Annotated in this window: 17 protein-coding genes and 2 tRNA genes; 15 read left to right on the plus strand and 4 right to left on the minus strand. The window is 68.8% G+C overall.

Going from position 1 to position 17,840, the window contains the following annotated elements; translation table 11 throughout:
- Nucleotides 1-66: 66 nt before the first annotated feature.
- The gene (gene gyrA / locus AB4078_RS06970) at nucleotides 67-2,643 is read left to right on the plus strand and encodes a DNA gyrase subunit A (RefSeq protein ID WP_441976512.1); all 2,577 of its coding nucleotides are present in this window, start codon (nucleotides 67-69) and stop codon (nucleotides 2,641-2,643) included.
- Nucleotides 2,640-3,041 (plus strand): DUF3566 domain-containing protein, encoded by a 402-nt coding sequence (locus AB4078_RS06975; RefSeq protein WP_441976513.1) that lies wholly within the window; start codon nucleotides 2,640-2,642, stop codon nucleotides 3,039-3,041. The genes gyrA and AB4078_RS06975 overlap by 4 nt, the downstream gene beginning before the upstream one ends.
- Before the next feature lie 149 nt (nucleotides 3,042-3,190).
- Here AB4078_RS06975 and AB4078_RS06980 read toward each other — a convergent pair whose 3' ends face one another.
- Nucleotides 3,191-3,904: a VIT1/CCC1 transporter family protein gene (locus AB4078_RS06980; protein ID WP_441976514.1), complete on the minus strand. Its 714-nt coding sequence runs from the start codon at nucleotides 3,902-3,904 to the stop codon at nucleotides 3,191-3,193.
- Between the two features lie 137 nt (nucleotides 3,905-4,041).
- Here AB4078_RS06980 and AB4078_RS06985 point away from each other — a divergent pair, with 137 nt between their 5' ends.
- From AB4078_RS06985 to AB4078_RS07005, 5 genes are all read left to right on the plus strand, one after another.
- Complete coding sequence (locus AB4078_RS06985) at nucleotides 4,042-5,322, plus strand: sensor histidine kinase (RefSeq protein WP_441976515.1); 1,281 nt, start codon at nucleotides 4,042-4,044, stop codon at nucleotides 5,320-5,322.
- Nucleotides 5,323-5,401: 79 nt separating this feature from the next.
- Nucleotides 5,402-6,118, plus strand: a complete 717-nt coding sequence (locus tag AB4078_RS06990; RefSeq protein WP_441976516.1) for a LuxR C-terminal-related transcriptional regulator — start codon at nucleotides 5,402-5,404, stop codon at nucleotides 6,116-6,118.
- Nucleotides 6,115-7,020 carry a DUF4097 family beta strand repeat-containing protein gene (locus AB4078_RS06995; protein WP_441976517.1) on the plus strand — a complete coding sequence of 302 codons (906 nt, stop codon included), beginning with the start codon at nucleotides 6,115-6,117 and terminating at the stop codon, nucleotides 7,018-7,020. The genes AB4078_RS06990 and AB4078_RS06995 overlap by 4 nt, the downstream gene beginning before the upstream one ends.
- Nucleotides 7,021-7,075: 55 nt before the next feature.
- Nucleotides 7,076-7,149 (plus strand) — tRNA-Ile (locus tag AB4078_RS07000).
- Between the two features lie 68 nt (nucleotides 7,150-7,217).
- Nucleotides 7,218-7,290 (plus strand) — tRNA-Ala (locus tag AB4078_RS07005).
- Nucleotides 7,291-7,386: 96 nt separating this feature from the next.
- Here the strand turns inward: AB4078_RS07005 and yczR are convergent.
- Nucleotides 7,387-8,811, minus strand: coding sequence for a MocR-like transcription factor YczR (gene yczR, locus AB4078_RS07010; RefSeq protein WP_441976518.1), 1,425 nt, complete (start codon nucleotides 8,809-8,811; stop codon nucleotides 7,387-7,389).
- Nucleotides 8,812-8,872: 61 nt separating this feature from the next.
- Between yczR and yczE the strand changes: the two genes are divergently transcribed.
- The 3 genes from yczE (at nucleotide 8,873) to AB4078_RS07025 (ending at nucleotide 11,159) form a co-directional block, all read left to right on the plus strand.
- The gene (gene yczE, locus AB4078_RS07015; RefSeq protein WP_441976519.1) at nucleotides 8,873-9,604 is read left to right on the plus strand and encodes a membrane protein YczE; all 732 of its coding nucleotides are present in this window, start codon (nucleotides 8,873-8,875) and stop codon (nucleotides 9,602-9,604) included.
- Nucleotides 9,605-9,638: 34 nt separating this feature from the next.
- Nucleotides 9,639-10,460 carry a phosphatase PAP2 family protein gene (locus tag AB4078_RS07020; protein ID WP_441976520.1) on the plus strand — a complete coding sequence of 274 codons (822 nt, stop codon included), beginning with the start codon at nucleotides 9,639-9,641 and terminating at the stop codon, nucleotides 10,458-10,460.
- Between the two features lie 357 nt (nucleotides 10,461-10,817).
- Nucleotides 10,818-11,159, plus strand: coding sequence for a hypothetical protein (locus tag AB4078_RS07025; RefSeq protein WP_440732735.1), 342 nt, complete (start codon nucleotides 10,818-10,820; stop codon nucleotides 11,157-11,159).
- An 81-nt stretch (nucleotides 11,160-11,240) separates the two neighbouring features.
- Here AB4078_RS07025 and AB4078_RS07030 read toward each other — a convergent pair whose 3' ends face one another.
- A complete protein-coding gene (locus AB4078_RS07030; RefSeq protein ID WP_440732736.1) occupies nucleotides 11,241-11,816 on the minus strand; it encodes an Lrp/AsnC family transcriptional regulator in 576 nt (191 codons plus the stop codon).
- Nucleotides 11,817-11,945: 129 nt separating this feature from the next.
- On the opposite strand from AB4078_RS07030, the gene AB4078_RS07035 reads away from it, so the two are divergent.
- The 5 genes from AB4078_RS07035 to AB4078_RS07055 all read left to right on the plus strand — a co-directional run bounded on the left by AB4078_RS07035 (nucleotide 11,946) and on the right by AB4078_RS07055 (nucleotide 17,344).
- Entirely contained in the window at nucleotides 11,946-13,532 is a 1,587-nt protein-coding gene (locus tag AB4078_RS07035; RefSeq protein ID WP_440732737.1) for an ABC transporter substrate-binding protein, read from the plus strand.
- A gap of 80 nt (nucleotides 13,533-13,612) precedes the next feature.
- On the plus strand, nucleotides 13,613-14,680 hold the full coding sequence (locus AB4078_RS07040; protein ID WP_440732738.1) for an ABC transporter permease: 1,068 nt from the start codon (nucleotides 13,613-13,615) through the stop codon (nucleotides 14,678-14,680).
- Nucleotides 14,677-15,603, plus strand: coding sequence for an ABC transporter permease (locus tag AB4078_RS07045; protein WP_441976521.1), 927 nt, complete (start codon nucleotides 14,677-14,679; stop codon nucleotides 15,601-15,603). The genes AB4078_RS07040 and AB4078_RS07045 overlap by 4 nt, the downstream gene beginning before the upstream one ends.
- Nucleotides 15,600-16,493, plus strand: coding sequence for an ABC transporter ATP-binding protein (locus AB4078_RS07050; RefSeq protein WP_441976522.1), 894 nt, complete (start codon nucleotides 15,600-15,602; stop codon nucleotides 16,491-16,493). The genes AB4078_RS07045 and AB4078_RS07050 overlap by 4 nt, the downstream gene beginning before the upstream one ends.
- On the plus strand, nucleotides 16,490-17,344 hold the full coding sequence (locus AB4078_RS07055; RefSeq protein ID WP_441976523.1) for an ABC transporter ATP-binding protein: 855 nt from the start codon (nucleotides 16,490-16,492) through the stop codon (nucleotides 17,342-17,344). The genes AB4078_RS07050 and AB4078_RS07055 overlap by 4 nt, the downstream gene beginning before the upstream one ends.
- A 96-nt stretch (nucleotides 17,345-17,440) precedes the next feature.
- Here AB4078_RS07055 and AB4078_RS07060 read toward each other — a convergent pair whose 3' ends face one another.
- Nucleotides 17,441-17,737 carry a hypothetical protein gene (locus tag AB4078_RS07060; RefSeq protein WP_441976524.1) on the minus strand — a complete coding sequence of 99 codons (297 nt, stop codon included), beginning with the start codon at nucleotides 17,735-17,737 and terminating at the stop codon, nucleotides 17,441-17,443.
- Nucleotides 17,738-17,840 lie beyond the last annotated feature (103 nt).

Here is a 17,840-nt window from a genome sequence, read left to right on the forward strand (position 1 = left end):
CGACACGTTTCGTCTCGCTCGCGCTGCACGCGGGCTCGCTTTACGACCGGGATTTGAGAAACACACATGAGTGACGAAGAGATCACCACCAACGAGGGTGAGCAGGTCATCCGCGAAGGGCACAATCACGGCAAGATCGACCAGGTCGATCTGCAGTCGGAGATGCAGCGGTCCTACCTCGACTACGCGATGGCGGTCATCGTGGGCCGGGCACTGCCCGACGTGCGCGACGGGCTCAAGCCCGTGCATCGTCGCGTGATCTACGGCATGTACGACGGCGGCTTCCGCCCTGACAAGTCGTTCTCCAAGTGCGCCCGCGTGGTCGGCGAGGTCATGGGTCAGTACCACCCGCACGGCGACTCCGCGATCTACGACGCCCTGGTCCGGCTGGTGCAGCCGTGGTCGCTGCGCTATCCGCTCGCACTCGGTCAGGGCAACTTCGGCTCCCCCGGGAACATGGGCGCCGCGGCCCCCCGGTACACCGAGACGAAGATGGCCCCGCTCGCGCTCGAGATGGTGCGCGACATCGAAGAGGCCACGGTCGACTTCTCCGACAACTACGACGGGCAGACGCAGGAGCCCGACGTGCTGCCCGCACGGTTCCCGAACCTGCTGGTGAACGGCTCGATCGGCATCGCGGTCGGCATGGCCACGAACATCCCGCCGCACAACCTGCGCGAGGTGTCCGAGGCCGCCCTCTGGGCACTGGAGAATCCCGACCTGCCCCGCGAGGAGCTGCTCGAGGGCCTGATCCAGCGCGTCCCGGGCCCCGACTTCCCGACCGGTGCGCAGATCCTGGGCACGAAGGGCATCCAGGAGGCGTACCGCACCGGCCGCGGATCCATCACGATGCGCGCGGTCGTGGGCGTCGAGGAGATCCAGGGCCGCACCTGCCTCGTGATCACCGAATTGCCGTACCAGGTGAACCCCGACAACCTCGCGGTGAAGATCGGCGACCTGGTTCGGGAGGGCAAGGTCGCCGGCATCGCCGACATCCGCGACGAGACCAGCGATCGCACCGGCCAGCGCCTGGTGGTCGTGCTCAAGCGCGACGCGGTCGCGAAGGTCGTGCTGAACAACCTGTACAAGCACACGCAGCTGCAGGACAACTTCGGCGCCAACATGCTCGCGATCGTCGACGGCGTGCCGCGCACGCTCGCACTCGACGGCTTCATCACGCACTGGCTCGCCCACCAGGTCGACGTCATCGTGCGCCGCACGAAGTTCCGCCTGGCCAAGGCCGAGGCGCGCATGCACATCCTGCAGGGCTACCTCAAGGCGCTCGACGCACTGGACGAGGTCATCGCCCTGATCCGCCGCTCCCCCTCGGCGCAGGAGGCCAACGAGGGCCTGCAGAAGCTCCTCGACATCGACGAGGAGCAGGCTCAGGCGATCCTCGACATGCAGCTGCGGCGCCTCGCCGCGATGGAGCGCCAGCGCATCATCGACGAGGCCGCCGAGCTCGAGGTGCGGATCGCCGACTACAAGCAGATCATCGCGGACGAGGGCCGCCAGCGCGAGATCATCCGCGAGGAGCTCACCGCGATCGTGGATCGGTTCGGAGACGAGCGCCGCACCCACATCCTGCACGGCTTCGACGGTGACGTCTCGATGGAAGACCTCATCGCCGAGGAGGAGATGGTCATCACGGTCACCCGTGAGGGCTACATCAAGCGCACCCGCAGCGACAACTACCGTTCGCAGCACCGCGGCGGCAAGGGCGTCAAGGGCGCACAGCTGCGGGCCGACGACCTCGTCGAGCACTTCTTCGTGACGACCACGCATCACTGGCTGCTGTTCTTCACCGACAAGGGCCGGGTCTACCGCACCAAGGCGTACGAGATCCCGGAGGCCGGCCGCGACGCGAAGGGCCAGCACGTCGCCAACCTGCTCGCACTGCAGCCGGACGAGAAGATCGCGCAGATCCTCGACCTGCGCGATTACGAGGCGGCACAGTACCTGGTGCTCGCCACGCGCGGTGGACTGGTGAAGAAGAGCCGTCTCGGCGATTACGACACCAACCGTCAAGGCGGTGTCATCGCGATCCGCCTGCGCGAGGACGACGAGCTGGTCAGCGCGTTCCTCGCCGATGCCACCGATGACGTCCTGCTGATCAGCCGGCACGGCATGTCGGTGCGATTCCAGGCGACCGACGAGGCGCTGCGGCCGATGGGACGCGCGACCGAGGGCGTCAAGGGCATGCGGTTCAACGGCGAGGACAGCCTGCTGTCCGCCTCGCTCGTGACGGGCGACGGCTACGTCTTCGTGGTCACCGATGGCGGCTATGCGAAGCGCACCTCGGTGGACGAGTACCGCGTGCAGGGCCGCGGCGGTCAGGGTATCAAGGTCGCCAAACTGAACGACGACCGGGGCATCCTGGCGGGGGGTCTGATCGTCCAGGAGGACGACGAGGTCCTTGTGGTTCTTGCCAGCGGCAAGGTGGTACGCTCTGCCGTGGCCGAGGTGCCGGCGAAGGGTCGCAACACCATGGGCGTGGTTTTCGCCCGGACCGACGAGGACGATCGGATCCTTGCGATCGCGCGGAACACCGAGCGCGGCCTGGCCGACAGCGACGAGTCCGAGGACTCCGGTACGGCCCCCGAGACAGAAGCCCCCGAAGCCCCCGAAGGAACTGACGCATGAGCACGGTAGCCGACAAGCTCGCGAAGAAGTCTTCTCGCAAGACCTCCAGCAAGCAGGTGCGCCTGCGCCTGGTCTACATCGACTTCTGGTCGGCAGTGAAGCTGTCCTTCCTCGGTGCGATCGCGATCGCGATCGTGACACTCGTCTCGTTCCTGCTCATCTACCTGGTGGTGGATGCCACGGGGCTGATGGACAAGGCCGACGAGTTCGTCTCCGGCATCGCCGACGGCGCAAAGCTGAGCGCGGTCGTCGGGCTGCCGCAGGTGCTGGCCTTCGGCTCGGTCGTCGCGATCCTCAACCTCATCGTGTTCACGGTGCTCGGTGCGATCGTCGCCGGCATCTACAACCTCGCGGTCAAGGTCACCGGCGGTCTGCTGGTCGGTTTCACCTCGAACTGACGCTTGAACGCGGAAGGCCCGGATCCTCGGATCCGGGCCTTCCGCGTTCTCTGACCGCGAGACTGCAACTCTGTCGCGAGACTGCACGATTCTGCTGCAGTTTCGTGACGGGGATGCAGTCTCGCGGTCGATGGATGCGGGATCGAATCTCAGACGACGCCGGTGCTGCCGAGCAGGGTGCCGATGAGCCACGTCGCGAGGAGGGCGAGCGCCCCGCCGATGACCAGACGGATCGAGGCGCGCGTCGGATTCGAGCCGCCGATCCGCGCTGAGATGAAGCCCGTCGCGGCGAGGGCGATCAGCACGGCGACGAAGGTGACCGGCACGCGCCAGCCGGGCGGCGGCAGCAGGATCGCGAGCAGCGGCAGGATGGCGCCGACCGTGAACGCGATCGCCGAGGAGATCGCCGCGTGCCAAGGGTTCACCAGATCGTCCTGGTCGATGCCGAGCTCGACCTCGAGGTGCGCAGCCAGTGCGTCGTGCTCGGTGAGCTCGACGGCGACCCGGTGCGCGGTGTCGTCGCTGAGTCCGCGCTGGCGGTACAGCTCGGTGAGCTCGGCGAGCTCCGCGTCCGGCATCGTACGCAGCTCTTCGCGTTCCTTCGCGATGAGCGCGTGCTCGCTGTCGCGCTGGCTCGACACCGAGACGTACTCACCGAGCGCCATCGAGATCGCGCCGCCGATGAGGCCCGCGAGGCCCGCGACCAGCAGCGCGGCATTGTCCGTCGTGGCACCGGCCACGCCCACGACGAGGGAGGCGACCGACACGATGCCGTCGTTCGCGCCCAGCACCCCGGCTCGCAGCCAGTTCAGGCGCTGTCCGAGACCGGTGCCGTGCGGTTCGTGCGGATGCAGTGCAGTCATGGGTCCACGTAAGCACCTGCACGCACCGCCGTCCATCAAGGCAAGGCATGCATAACCGCTGTTCTTACGGAAACCCCGAACCAGATCCCCCGGCTTCCCCCGTTCCCGGTCCACGAGCGCGCCCGTAGCGTGGAGCCATGACCACAGCAGCCTCCTCCCCGCCTCCTGTGACAGGCCCTGTCGCGGAAGCGTCACGCACCCCGGTGCGCCTGTTCCTCACGATCCTCGAACTCGCCGCGCTCGGCGTGATCGGATCCGCGGTGGTCGGCATCCTCGGCGGTGCGCTGGGGATCGGCTTCGGCCTCAGCTTCCTCGGCATCGGGATCATCGTGCTCGTAGGCCTGGTCTACGCCCTGTACGGAGTGGCCTGGTTCGAGATCGCGCGGCTGAACGGCCTGTACGGGTTCGGACTCCCGGCCCTGCGCTGGCGTGCGACCGACCGTCCGGGCTTCGGCGGCTGGCTGCTCTCGCTCTGGCGGCAGGCGTACAACGGCCGGATGTGGCGGGCGCTGGCCAACTTCGCCATCGCCTGCGCGCTGGGATCCCTGGTGCTGCGGCTCATGGCGTGGTTCGGGTGGTCGGCGGTCACGGCCTTCGCCCCGCTGTTCACCACCGGCGAGGTCGACACGGGTTGGGGTACGAGGTACCCGAGCGCCTGGGCCCCGGTCATCGGCGGCGCCGGCGCGGCGGCCGCCGCCGTCGGCATCATCAGCGTGGCGCTGCTGCACCGGGTGATCTCGCGCGGCATCGTCGCCACCCCCGACCGTAACCTCGACCTCAGTGAGCGGGTGCGCACGACCACCGCGCAGCGCGCCGGCGCCGTGCGCGCCGCAGACGTGGAGCGCACCCGTATCGAGCGGGACCTGCATGACGGCGTACAGCCGCGGCTCGTCTCCGTCGGGATGACGCTCGGGATGGCGCAGCAGAAGATCGACTCGGATCCGGAAGCCGCCAAGGCGCTCATCGCCGAGGCGCACACCTCGACGAAGGCGGCGATCACCGAGCTGCGCCAGCTCGCGCGCGGAATCCACGCCTCGGTGCTCGACGACCGGGGGCTCGACGCGGCCCTCTCGGCCCTCGCCGGGCGCTCCCCCGTGCCGGTCGTGCTCGATGTGCGGCTGAACGGGCGGTGCTCGCGTGACGCCGAGGCCGCCGTGTACTTCACTATCGCGGAGTCGCTCACCAACGCGGCCAAGCACTCCCGGGCCAGCGAATGCAGGGTCGTGGTGCGGGTTCGCGACGGCGGCACGCTCTGGGCCCGGGTCGAGGACAACGGCATCGGCGGCGCGACCGTGCTGCCGGGAGGAGGACTCGACGGGATCGGCAACCGCGTGCTCGCCGCCGGTGGCACGTTGCGCCTGGACAGCCCCGCGGGCGGTCCGACCAGCCTGGAGGTGAGCGTCCCGTGCGCATCCTGATCGTGTTCCCCGGGGTCGTTGAGCGAGAACGGCGAAGCCGACCGAGACGAAACGCCGCTTCTGCAGGAATGGTGACCTCATGAGGATCCTGATCGTCGAAGACTCGGTGCTGCTGCGGGAGGGGCTCGTGCGTCTGCTCGAGGACGCCGGGCATGCGGTCGTCGCCGCGCTGCCCGATGCGACCGACCTCGACGAGAGCGTCGATGCCACCGATCCCGAGCTCTGCATCCTCGATGTCAGGCTCCCGCCGACATTCGTGGACGAGGGGATCCGCGCCGCGCTGTCATTGCGCACCCGACTGCCGCAGCTTCCGCTGCTCGTGCTGTCGCAGTACGTCGAGGAGCGTTACGCGAGCGATCTGATCATCGCGCAGAGCGGATCGGCACAGGGGTCCGCGGGCCCGCTCGGCTACCTCTTGAAGGACCGGGTGGCTGATGTCTCCGAGTTCATCGAATCGGTCGCGCGCATCGCCTCCGGATCCACCGTGCTGGACCCGGAGGTCGTGGCACAGCTGCTCACCCGGCGCAACCAGGACGACCGCATGCGAAGCCTCACCGAACGCGAGCGGACGGTGCTCGCCATGATCGCGGAGGGCAAGTCGAACCAGGCCATCGCGGCCGCGCTGTTCCTCTCCGAAGCCAGCGTCGAGAAGCACATCACCGCCATCTTCCAGAAACTCGGGCTGGAACCCGACGAGTCCGGCAACCGCCGCGTCCTCGCCGCGATCGCCCACATCTCCAGCGCCGGCCTGAACGGCCCTGGTGCCGGACCCGCACAGACAGGACCGAACCGATGACGAATCTCACCCCTCCGAACCCGCCCGAGCCGGACCCCTCTGCGGCCTCTGCGCCGGACTCCTCCCGATCCGCATCCCCTGCCCCCGGGGGCGGCCCGAGTCGCGGAGCCCTGACCGCGATCACCATCGCGGCGGCGATCATCGGCGGCGGAGCGCTGGTCACCGTCGGCGGCACCTCCGCACTCGCAGCCGTCAGCCAGATCGCCACCGGCGACGGCTCCGTGGGCAGCACCACCACCGTCGACACCTCGGGCGTGACACACCTCAAGGTTGAGGTCGGGCGCGGTTCCGCGACGATCCGCTTCGAGGACGTCGCCGCGGCGACGATGCGGACCACCGGGGCCGGCAGCAGCGACTGGACGATGCGCCGGGACGGCGACGTGCTGCGCGTGGACCGCCCCAGCGGGCCGTTCGGCTGGTGGATCGGCGCCTGGTTCGGCATCGATCCGCAGATGACCCTCACGCTCCCCCGCGAGCTGGAGGGCGAACTGGGCGCCGACCTGCGGCTGGATGCAGGTTCGCTCTCCACCCAGGGACGCTTCGACACGCTGAGCACGACCGTGAACGCGGGGTCGCTGACGGTCGACGGCGGCGCGACCTCGGTGACCACACGGGTGAGCGCGGGCTCGGCGACGCTGCGCCTGGACGACGTCACCACGGCGGACCTGTCGATGTCGGCGGGCGACCTGAACGCCACGCTCACGGGAACCCAGCCCGACGGGATCCGCCTCGATGTCAGTGCCGGATCCATGGATGTGACGGTGCCGTCGGGCCGGTACGCCCTGTCCAAGGACGTCTCGGCGGGCAACCTGGAGACGAGCGTGCAGAACGACTTCTCGTCGTCGCACCGCATCCAGGCCTCGTTGTCCGCAGGCAGCATCACCCTGCGCGAAGGGAGCTGACCCGGCTCGATTTCGTGATCGTGTCAACGTCCGGTAAAGTCTTGGAGGTTGATACGGGGCTATAGCTCAGGCGGTTAGAGCGCTTCACTGATAATGAAGAGGTCCCAGGTTCAAGTCCTGGTAGCCCCACCGACATGTGAGCGGATCCGAGAGAATCGGATCCGCTCATTCGGTCGAAACCCGCCGAATCCCGGCACGGGGCCTTAGCTCAGTTGGTAGAGCGCCTGCTTTGCAAGCAGGATGTCAGGAGTTCGAATCTCCTAGGCTCCACACAGGACGAAGGGTCCAGGCATACGCCTGGACCCTTCGTCGTTCCCAGGCCAGTGCAGCCGAGAACCGGTGCTCGTCCGCGTCGAACTCGACCACTCACACCAGTGCTTCGGCGGGGGTCGGCCGCGGTCCGGCTGCAGGCAGGTCGACGCCCGCGGTCACCCGTCGCCAGGACTCCTCGAGGATGTCGACCGCGCGGGCGAGCTCGCGAGCCTCGGCCGTGAACGGGATCCGCAGGTGCCGCTCGTGACCGCCCTCCACCGCGAACCGTGGTCCGGCCGACAGGTGCAGCCCGTGCCGTGTGGCATCCATCACCAGGGCGGAGCTCAGCGGCGCGCCCAACTCGACCCAGAGTGCGACTCCGCCGTGCACCTCAGGCACCGACCACTCCGGCAATGCCGCGGCCAGCGCTGTGGTGAGCGTGTCGCGGCCGGTGCGCAGCAGAGCGGAGCGCTGCGGCAGGATCTCATCGAGCCGAGCGACCACGCGGGTTGCGATGGCCTGCTCGAGGTCGGGGGTGCCCAGGTCGTGCGAGGTGCGTGCCGCCCGCAGGCGGCGGATCAGATCCCCGTCGGCACGGATCCATCCGATGCGCAGCCCACCCCACACGGACTTGCCGAGCGAGCCCACCCGGATCCAGGGGCCGGTCGTGAAGGGCGCGGGGCCCGCGGGCCCGTCGACGCGGAGATCGGCGGTCGTCTCATCGATCAGGAGGACGGATCCGGCATCGTGTGCGGCGCGCGCGAACACCGAACTCTCCTCCGTGCTCATCCATCGCCCGGTCGGGTTCTGGAACTGCGGCATGAGGTAGGCGAGCACGGGAGCCGTGCGGGAGAACGCCTGCACGGCTCGATCCAGGTCCCAGCCATGCCGCGCATCCACAGGAACACCCACGAGACGGGACCCGGCCCGACGGAATGTCTCCGCGGCGTGCGGATAGGTCGGCGTCTCGATGAGCACGCGATCGGCCCGGCGCAGCAGAGTGCCGGCGATCAGGTTCAGCGCATGCTGGGCGCCGTTGGTGACCATGACCTGCTCGGGCACGGTGTCGATCCCCTGCACCGTGTACCGGTCCGCGATCGCGGCGCGCAGCTCGGCGTGTCCGAGGATGTCGTAGCCGGAGCGGGAGACGAGCGAGGTCGCTGAACCCGCGACCTCGGCGATCACCCCCGGCAGGCCGGGCCACGCCGGAGGGCTGGCCTGCTGCAGGTCGATGCCGCCGTGGTCGAACCAGCGCGCGGCGGCGGTGCGTCCGAGCGGCCGGGTGACACTGCCCGAGCCCTGGCGGCTGACGATGTGCCCGGTCGCGCGCAGTCCCCGGTAGGCGGCTGCGACCGTCGTCCGGCTCACGCCGAGCGCTGCCGCGAGCTCCCGCTCGGCGGGCAACGCCGTCTCGGGAGCGATGCGATTGTCGAGGCAGAGCAGGCGGATGCCGTCAGCGAGAGCGTCGAAGGCCGGTTCGCTGGTTCGCCACAGCCCGAGCAGCTCTACCAGTGCGCGCGCGGAGAGACGGGAGTCCATCAGGCCAGCCTAGGGTGATTGGACTGGTCTCACCAGTCCAGTTCTCCTGCATCATGGATCCATGACACGACGGGTGCTGCAGCTGGTGATCGGACTTGTGCTCTACGGCGTCGGAGACGGGCTCATGATCTCCGCCGGACTCGGCGTCGACCCCTGGACCGTGTTCGCGCAGGGGCTGTCCCGGCACACCGGCATCGGCGTGGGATGGATCACCAACATCGTCGGCCTCCTGGTGCTACTGCTGTGGATCCCGCTGCGGCAGAAGCCTGGCCTGGGCACTCTCCTGAATGTCCTTCTCGTGGGAACCGCGATCCAGGCGACGGTGACGGTCCTCCCGCCGGTGCACGGCCTGCTCATGCAGATCCTCCTGCTCGTCGCCGGGGTGCTCGCGGTCGCCCTCGCGAGCGGGCTGTACATCGGTGCGCACTTCGGTCCTGGCCCGCGCGACGGTCTGATGACCGGCATGAACTCCCGCCTCGGCTGGCCGATCTGGGTCTCCCGCCTCACGGTGGAGGTCACGGTGCTCGCGATCGGCTGGCTGCTCGGCGGAACCGTCGGTGTCGGCACGGTCGTGTTCGCCCTCGGAATCGGCCCTCTCGTGCACATCGCCCTGCCGCTGCTCGACACGGCACGCACGCGCCATGGACACGGCGAGGAGCCGGAGACGCCTACGCGGCTCCCGGAGGATACCGGTCTCGTCCGACGACTCATGCGGCGCGGCCGTACCGGGACGTACGACGAGTCACGGGCTCTCAAAGACCTGCGGGCTGCGCAAGATCGCAGGGACTGGTGAGCAGGCCCACAGTTCGAACCTGCATGATGGGTGCATGGCGGCAAGACGTGGAGTGTGGTCTTTCGCGATAGCCGCCGTGATCCTCGCGGCCGCGTTCGTGGCCACATACGTGTTCTTCGTGCGCACCTACGTCGGGCAGATCGTCGACGAGCGGGCGTTCGTGGGGGCTTCGTCGCAGCACGATTTGGTCTATCGCCTCACGGGCATGGTGCTCGGCAATGTACCCACGGTCGCCATCGGCGGGGGAATCCTGCTCACGCTGATCATCGGCCTGGGGACGCGACGGTTCCGGCATCTGCTGGTCGCCCTCGCTGTGGGAGGAATCGCGGTGATCGCCGCCGAGCTCGCCAAGCACGTGTTCCTGGACCGCGTAGCGACCGGCGCCACCGACTTGCTCGACAATTCATTCCCTTCCGGGCATGCGACGGTCGCCGCCGCCGCGGCGTTCGCTGTCTTCGTCGTGTGTCCCCCGTGCTTGCGCCCTCTGGCGGCAGTGCTGGGCGGTGCATTCGCCGTGGTCACCGGGATTCTGCTGGTGATCCAGCAGTGGCACCGGCCGAGCGACGTGGTCGCGGCGTTCATGCTGGTCGCGGCATGCGGGTGCCTGGGCGGCATCGCGCTGCTGCTCTGGCGTGTGCCCGAAGCGGTGCCGCCGGCACGAACGCTGCCCGCGCTGTGGTGGATCGCGGGGGCGAGCGCCCTCGCCTCGGCCGTCGCCTTCGTCATCATCTACATCACGGTGGAGAACCACGGCAGCCACCTGCAGATCGCTTACGCGGGTGGGGGCGCCGCGATCCTCGCCGTGGGAAGCGCCTTCGCCGCCGCGGGGAACACGTTATTCCGGCGGATTTCCTGAGCCGGATCCCTCCGTCCGCGCACGGTGATTCCCGTGTGCCGAGAGCACACACCGGAATATCGGTGCGGGGTTTCCCGGCGTCGCAATGACAAGATCTGTGACGCGCGGGAAAACCACCGGTGAACAGCAGGTATCTCCACGAAGAGCCCGGGCTGGCGGCACTGCACAGGACGTTTTCCGCATTCGCCGAGTAATCCACATGTGGATGAACCTGTTAATAGATTTCTGCGCCGCAGGGATTGTCATTCCGGCGGAGATGATGGCGACCCGCACGGGATCCGCGCACCGCCTTCACGGCCCGCACCGGAGGAGGACGGGATTGCGCCGAACGCCGGTGCGGGGTCCATACTCGTCGTCATGCCTTCCACGCTCCTCCTCGACGGACTGCGCTTCGCCATGGTCTCCTCGACCGCCAGCGAGGTCGATCCCAAGGCCCCGACGACCTTCGACTACCACCAGGACGGCCGCCTGATCTGGGGCGAATACACCGGTGACACGGTGACGGAGGGCCGTTTCGTCGGCGAGGTGGCCGGTGCCGAGGTGCGGGTGTCGTTCGCGCATGCCCTGGTCAGCGACGGCTCCGTCGTGCGCGGGGACGCGGTGAGCCGCGCCGAGCAGGAGGACGACGGCCGGATCCGCCTCATCGAGGACTTCGCCGTGGATGGCGTCGAACACGTGAGCGTCTGCCTGCAGGTCTGAGGCCCTGCTGTCGCCGGTGAGGGCACCGCGTTTCGTCTCGGTCGGCTTCGCCGTCCTCGCTCAACGACCCCGGGGTGACCGTCAGACCCGGGTCCCGCGGCTCCCGTCGGTGCGGGTGAATCGCATCAGGCCGCTGTCGACGCCGATCGCCGCGCGCTCCGGGATCTCGTCCGGCAGCACGAACGGTCGACGGAAGACCTCGCCCATGACGATCGCGGTCTCGACCTTCGTCACCTCGGGACGGTCGGCGATCGTGCCGATCACGAGCGACTGCATCCGCTCCATGTCGACGCTGCGGACGAGGAGCATCACATCGTGCTCACCGGTCATCACCATCGCCGATTCCACATCGGGCATGTCACCGATCGCCTGCAGGAACGAGGACCACGACTGCGGCTGGATCGTGCAGAACACGAGCGCGCTCACCCCGAGGCCGAGTCGCGTCGTGTCGACCTCGGCGGTGTACCCCGTGATGATCCCGGCGCGGGTCAGGGACTCCACCCGGGAGTAAGCGCTGGCCCGGGAGATCCCGACCTCCTGCGCGAGCGCGGCGATCGAGATCCGCCCGTTGCGGCGCAGTGCGCGGAGGATGTCGTACGCGATTTCGTCGATCCCGGGCGCGGATCGTCCAGAGACGGAAGGCTGATCATCGCTCATGCTGGACATATTGCCGTAGTGATGGAAGCGTGACAATGGATTGCTCGAAATCTGGCTAAACGGTCGGATATAGTGCCGGGAAACCCGACCCGGTCATCTGACCTGTCCAATTCAATGAGGAGGAAGCCCGTGGCCCGTTCCTATCGCCACGTCGCCGCAGCGCTCATCGCTGTGGCTGCAATCGCGCTCGCCGGCTGTTCCGGGGGCAACTCCGCGAACAACTCCAGCGGCTCCTCCTCGGGCGGCACGCTCGTGGTCGACACCGCGTTCTCGCTCGAGACCGGTGACCCCGGCCGCAACTACGTGCCCACCGGCAACATGGTGCTGCACGCGGTGTACGACACGCTGCTGACGTTCCAGGGCGCCGATTCGACCACCCCGAAACCGGATCTCGCGACCATGAAGCAGAACTCGGACGCCACCGAGTTCACCTTCACGATCCAGGATGGCCGGAAGTTCTCCGACGGCACCCCGGTCACCGCCGACGATGTCGTGTTCTCGCTCGACCGCGTCGCGGGCATCACCGATTCCAAGGCCAACTTCCTCATGGCGGGCATCACGGTCGCCAAGGTCGATGACAAGACCGTCACCCTGTCGACCAAGACGCCGTCGCTGCAGCTGCCCGCGATCGTCACCAACCCGTCGCTCGCGATCCTCAACTCGAAGCTCGTGAAGAAGAACGGCGGCACGACCGACGACAAGGACGCGGCCAAGACCTGGCTCGACGCGAACTCGGCCGGCTCCGGTCCGTACAAGCTGCAGTCGCTCGACCTGACCTCGCAGGTGGTGCTCGTGAAGAACGACAGCTACGACGGCGAGGACAAGCCGGCCTACGACAAGATCGTCGTGCGCAACATCTCGCAGTCCTCCACGCAGCTGACCAACCTCAAGGGCGGCGACTCGAACGTGGCGGTCGACCTCTCCGGAGACCAGGTCAAGAACCTCGGCGACGGTTTCACCGTGAACTCGGCGCCGTCTGCCGAGACGCTGTTCCTGCTCATCAACCAGGACAAGAACGTGGGCGGTGCGACCGCGAACCCGAAGTTCGCCGAGGCCGTGCGCTACGCGCTCGACTACGACAAGCTGCTGGAGCTCGCCGGCGCCGGATCCGAGCAGGCCACCGGCGTCATCCCGCCGATGTTCCCGGGCGCGAACAAGTCCGGCGTGAAGCAGGACCTCGACAAGGCCAAGGCTGCTCTCGCCGCCTCCGGATACACCGGCCAGGAGATCAAGCTCCAGTTCCCGAACGACAACCCGGTCGGCGGCGTGGAGTTCACCCCGGTCGCCGAGCGCGTGCAGGAGCAGCTCAAGGCCGCGGGCATCAACGCGACTCTCGCCCCGGCGCCGTTCGCGACCGAAGTGCAGCCCTACGTGAAGGCGCAGGAGGCGTTCTCGCTCTGGTACTGGGGCCCTGACTACGCCGACACCTCCTCGTTCCTGCCGTTCGGCCCTGGTCAGAAGGTCGGCCTGCGCGCCGGCTGGCCGACGGAGGCCGACAGCACCATCGCGGGCCTGGTGACCAAGGCGCAGAACGCGACCTCCGTCGACGAGCGCAACACGGCGTTCAGCGACTACGCCAAGGCGATGCAGGAGTCGGGACCGTTCGTGCCGCTGATCGTGCCCGGCATCAACCTCGCCAGCTCCACCAAGGTGGCGGGTCTCGAGTACAACGTGACCTGGACCCTCGACCTGCGGACGCTGCACCCCGCGAAGTGAGCCCTGCGGGGACCGGAGCCACGCGGCTCCGGTCCCCGCAGCATCACGCCCCCTCCGCCACGTAGATCCGGAAGCACCCTGTGTCCGAGACCCGAGTCATCGCCACCCGCAAGACGCGGCAGGCCCAGCACACGCTGCTGCGCTTCCTCGCCCGGCGGGCCGTGACGAGCGTGATCCTGCTGTTCGGGATCGTGCTGGTCACCTTCTCCCTCACCGTGATCGTGCCCGGTGATCCGGTGCGCGCCGCCCTCGGCGAGGGCGCCGCCTCGAACCCCGCCACGGTCGAGGCCTTCCGGCAGAAGTACGGGCTGGACCAGCCGGTGTGGATCCGGTTCTTCCTCTACGTCGGCAACCTGCTGCGCGGCGACCTCGGCACCTCGCTGAAGTCGGGACAGCCGGTCTCCGCAGACCTCGCCAAGGCCGTGCCGGCCACGGCGGAGATCGCCTTCTACGCGATCATCATCAGCCTCGCCGTCGCGATCGTGCTGGGCACCCTCGCCGCCTACCGCCGCGGCAAGGTCACCGACCAGGTCGTGCGCGTGGTCACCCTGATCGGGCTCAGCATCCCCACGTTCTGGATGGCCATCCTCACCTACCAGCTGTTCTTCATGCAGCTGCACTGGGTGTCAGGATCCGGGCGGATCTCCCCCACGATCACACCGCCGCCGCGCATCACCGGCTTCTACACGATCGACTACCTGCTGAACGGCGACTCGGTCGGATTCTTCGACGCGACCAGCCACCTGGCCCTGCCGGTGCTGGTGCTGAGCCTGTTCACGATCGCGACCCTCACCCGGTTCGTGCGCACCTCCGTGCTCGAGGTCCTCGACATGGACTATGCCCGTGCGGCGCGGGCGAAGGGCCTGAGCGGACGCCGGGTCGTCGTCGGCTACGTGCTGCGCGGAGCGGCGCTGCCCATCCTCACCCTCGTCGGCATCGCCTTCGGCAGCCTGCTCTCGGGCACTGTGCTGGTCGAGGCCGTGTTCGCCTGGCCCGGCCTGGGCACCTACGCCTACAACGCGTCGAAGAACCTCGATCTGCTCGCGGTGACCGGCGTCGGTCTCGTGGTCGGCGTCATCTACCTCGTCATCAACCTCGTCGTCGACGTGCTCTACGGCGTCCTGGATCCGCGAGTGAGGCTGTCATGAATCTCGTCATCCCCGAGAAGGTCGCCCCGAGGCGCCGTCGCCCCTGGCTGCCGCGCGCCTGGCGGACGCCGCTGGCCGTGGTGGGCACGGTGATCGCCCTGATGTGGATCGTGATCGCGATCCTCGCCCCGTGGATCGCCCCGCACGACCCGCTCGCGCAGGACCTCCCCCGGCTCGCCGCCCCCAGCGGCGACGCGATCATGGGCACCGACGTCAACGGCCGCGACGTGTTCTCCCGTCTGCTCCTGGGTGCTCAGGCGACGATCCCGCTCGCGCTCATGCTCGTCGTCTGCGCGATGATCGTCGGCACCGTCGTGGGCGCGGTCGCGGGCTATCTCGGCGGCTGGTTCGACGAGGTGCTCATGCGCATCACCGACATGGTGATGGCGTTCCCGACCGTGATCCTCGCCATGGTCATCGCCGCCTCCCTCGGCCCGTCGATCATGAACGCGGTCATCGCCGGCATCATCGTGGCCTGGCCGCCCTACGCCCGCATCACGCGGTCGCTCGTGCTCGGACTGCGCACGCAGAACTATGTGATCGCCGGGCGCCTGCTCGGATCCTCCCCGCTGCGCTCCCTGCTGCGCGACGTGCTGCCGAACATCGCCGGCCCCGTGCTCGTGCTCGCGTCGCTCGACATCGGCACGGCGATCCTGCTGCTGTCCGGACTGTCCTTCCTCGGTCTCGGAGCGCAGCCGCCGACGCCCGAATGGGGCACCATGATCGCCGCGGCCATGCAGAACACCTCGGCCTGGTGGCTGGGTCTGTTCCCCGGCCTTGCGATCCTCAGCATCGTGATGGCGTTCAACTTCATCGGTGACTCGCTGCGCGACGCCCTCGATCCGCTCGCCGCGCGCGAGCGCGAGGCGGAGGCGCCCACCGCGGTGTCGGCCGCCGCCGCGACCGGGGAGGTGGCCGCATGAGCGCCGCACTCGCGATCCGCGACCTGCGCGTCGAGCTCGGGCAGAGCAGACGCAACCGCACCGAGGTCGTCAAGGGCATCTCGCTCGACCTGGTCCCCGGACGTATCCAGGGCCTTGCCGGAGAGTCCGGATCCGGCAAGAGCATGACCGCCATGGCGATCCTCGGTCTGCTGCCGGCTGGAGGCACCGCCTCCGGATCCATCGTCCTCGGCGGCGCGGGCGGATCGGAGGTCGAGCTCGTCGGGATGACGGGCGGGGCCTACCGCCGCGTGCGTGGCAAGCGCATCGGCATGGTCTTCCAGGATCCGTCCGCCAGCCTGCATCCGCAGATCACCGTCGGCTCCCAGCTCGCCGACGGCATGCGCGCCCATCTCGGGCTGTCCCGCGCCGAGGCCCGGAAGCGGGCATCGGAGCTGCTCGCGCTGGTGCGCGTGCCGAACCCGGAGGAGGCGCTGCAGAAGTATCCGCACCAGTTCTCCGGCGGGCAGCGGCAGCGCATCGCGATCGCCATCGCCCTGGCCTGCGAGCCCGAGGTGCTGCTCGCGGACGAGCCGACCACGGCGCTGGACGTGACGGTTCAGGCGGGGATCCTGCACCTGCTGCGCGACCTCGCGACCGAGCGCGACCTCGCCGTGCTGCTCGTCACGCACGATCTCGGCGTGATGAGCGCGATCGCCGACGAGGTCGCGGTGATGCGCGGCGGGCTGATCGTCGAGTCCGGATCCCGGCAGCAGGTCTTCCAGAATCCGCAGCACCCGTACACGCGGGAGCTGCTGGATGCGATGCCCGACGCGCAGGACTCCCTCGTGGATGCGCCGGCCGAGAGCGGCTCCGCGCTCGGTGCCTCTGCCGCCGACGCGGACGCCGCCGACACGGAGGAGAACCGATGAGTGATCAGAAGCCGGTCCTGCACGTCGACTCCCTGGTCGTCGAGTACGGCGGTCGCGCCGCGTTCCGCGCGGTGGACGGCGTCTCCTTCGACATCGCCGCCGGTGAGGTGCTCGCGCTCGTCGGTGAGAGCGGCTGCGGGAAGTCCTCGACGGCTCGGGCCGTGATCGGCATGGAGAAGCCGCGCGCCGGTGAGGTGCTCTACCGGGACCGTCCGGTGAAGCCGCTCGGAATGCGCACCCGCCCCGCCGAACTCACCGCGATCCAGATGGTGTTCCAGGATCCGAACTCCTCGCTGAACCCGCGGATCCGCGTCGCGCAGCAGATCGCGGAGGGATCCCGCGCCGCCCGTGCCCGTGGCGTCGACACCGAAGCGCCATCGCACTGGCTGAAGGCGGTCGGCCTCTCCCCGACCCTGGAGAACCGATACCCGTACCAGCTCTCCGGCGGTCAGCGGCAGCGCGTCGCCATCGCCCGAGCGCTCGCCGCGAAGCCCGACCTGATCGTCGCCGACGAGCCGATCTCGGCGCTCGACGCCTCGGCCCAGGCCTCGGTCGCCGGCATGATGCGCGAGCTGTGCGTAGCCTCGGGCGCGGCGATGCTGTTCATCTCGCACGACCTCTCCGTGGTCCGGCTCATGGCCGACCGTGTCGCCGTCATGTACCGCGGGCGCATCGTCGAGTCCGGCGCGACGCCCGTGGTGTGGGCCAACCCGGTGCATCCCTACACGGAGGCGCTGCTCGATGCGATCCCGCATCCGGACGGCGAAGGCATGCTTCCCGCGGCGCCCGCCTCGGAGGCTCCGTCATCCTGGCGCACCGAGATCCCCGAGGCCCTCGACCGCGTGCGCTGACCGCGCGACACAGACTTCCCGGTGCGGGCCGCCCCCGATTGCGCCCGCACCGGGAGATCCACGGTGCGGGCGCGATGGGTCAGGATCCCGCAGGGGTCAGCCTCCGACGAAGCCTTGCGCCCCGGTCGGAAGTCCCTCGGCTTGGCATGCCGCGGCCAGCGCCTGCGAGGCCTCGCCCCAGGCGACGGTCGCGGGATCCTGGGTTGTCGAATCGGTCTGCATCGAGGGTTGGATCGATTGCAGCGTCGTCAGCGCCTTGGCGACCGGCCCTTCGCCGACGGTGGGCGCGTGCCCGATGACGCGGAAGGCGAGGGAGTACCAGCCGGTCCGCTCCTGCGGGCTGATCGCACCGCGATAGAAGGAGTAGTCGGTGTTGTGCAGAATGGTCAGCATGTCCGAGTAGGTATCGCAGGCGACCTTGTCGGTCGCTGCAGGGGTGGCCGTCGGACTTGGGGCGGGAGACGTGGCGGTGGCAGAGGGCCGCGTGGAGGGTTTT

This window comes from Microbacterium sp. 2MCAF23 (assembly GCF_052115565.1).
Lineage (GTDB): Bacteria > Actinomycetota > Actinomycetes > Actinomycetales > Microbacteriaceae > Microbacterium.